At 73.8% G+C, this 1,261-nt stretch carries 1 protein-coding gene; it reads right to left on the bottom strand.

The window, feature by feature from the left end:
• Positions 1-226: 226 nt before the first annotated feature.
• Positions 227-1,261, bottom strand: a 1,035-nt coding sequence (locus ACIY1X_RS17180) for a mandelate racemase/muconate lactonizing enzyme family protein (protein ID WP_399682749.1), incomplete at its 5' end; no start/stop codon positions are given.

Here is a 1,261-nt window from a genome sequence, read left to right as displayed (position 1 = left end):
AGATGGCCGGTGACATCGGCGCGGCGCAGGCGATCGCCGATGCGGTGCTGGCGACCTATGCCGGCGCGGTGGAGCAGGGCGGGGCGCAGCGTTACGTGCCGGAGCTGGTGGAGTTGCTGGCGAGCAAGTGAGCTTTCGGAGGGATCTGCCCTCAAGACACCGTTCGCACTGAGCCTGTCGAAGTGCCGTCCCGGGCTTCGACAGGCTCAGCCTGAACGGTTCGTCATCACGCCGCGGCGCGCACGGCCTCGGCGATCTCGCGCAGGTCGGGCGTGATGCCGATGCCGGCGGCTTCGCCCAGGTCGATGCAGCCCTCGCCGTCGATGTGCTGCAGGGCCGGCGCAAGCGCGGTGCGCAGCGGGTTGTCGTTGGCGTCCACCTCCAGCAGGCCGTCGCCGCCCGCCGCGGCCAGCAGGTGCGCCGAGGCCAGCAGCCCGATGCCCGCGCCCAGGTAGTGCGGGCAGTAGCGCAGGCCGGCGGCCTGCGCACGGCGGATCGCCGGCCAGCAGCCGGAGATGCCGCCCCACTTGGCCGCATCGGGCTGCAGCACCGACAGCACGTCCGCGTGCAATGCGGCATCGAAGGCCTCGGCACCGGCGATGTTCTCGCCGCCGGCCAGCGGGATGGCGGTGGCGGCCTTCAGCGCGCGCCATTCGTCCCACGGGCGGTCGGCGCGCAGCGGCTCTTCCAGCCAGCGCAGGCGGTACGGTTCGAGCCGCGGCGCCATGCGCCGTGCCTCGTCCAGCGTCCAGCCCTGGTTGGCATCCGCCATCAGTTCCGCATCCTCGCCCAGCGCCCGCCGCATCGCGTCCAGGTTGGCGAGGTCGCGCTCCGGCCCGAAGCCGATCTTGAGCTTGAAGGCGCGATAGCCCTCGTCGCGCCGGCGCATGGCCATGCGCTCCGGCTGGTCGGGGTTGATGCCGCTGGCGTACACCGGCACCCGGCTGTGCGTGCCGCCCAGGTGGCGCCACAGCGGCTGGCCGGCGCGGCGCGCACTCAGGTCCCACAGCGCGAGGTCGATGCCGGCGAGCGTCTGCGCGATCGGGCCGGGTTCGCCGGACTGGATCGCCAGCACGGCGGTGCGTTCGGTGAGCATGCGCCACGCATCGGCCGGGCCCTCGAAGCGCCGGCCGGCCAAGAGCGGCGCGGCCACCGTCTCCAGCAGCCGCGCGCGGTGCTCGGCGCCGCAGGCGGGGAAGTTGCACCAGATCTCGCCCCAGCCGGCGGCGCCGTCCTCGTCCTCCACGCGCACGAACACGGC

The sequence above is a fragment of the Xenophilus sp. genome, assembly GCF_044462705.1.
GTDB classification, from domain to species: Bacteria; Pseudomonadota; Gammaproteobacteria; order Burkholderiales; family Burkholderiaceae_C; genus Xenophilus; species Xenophilus azovorans.
This window is presented reverse-complemented; position numbering and strand designations above follow the sequence as displayed.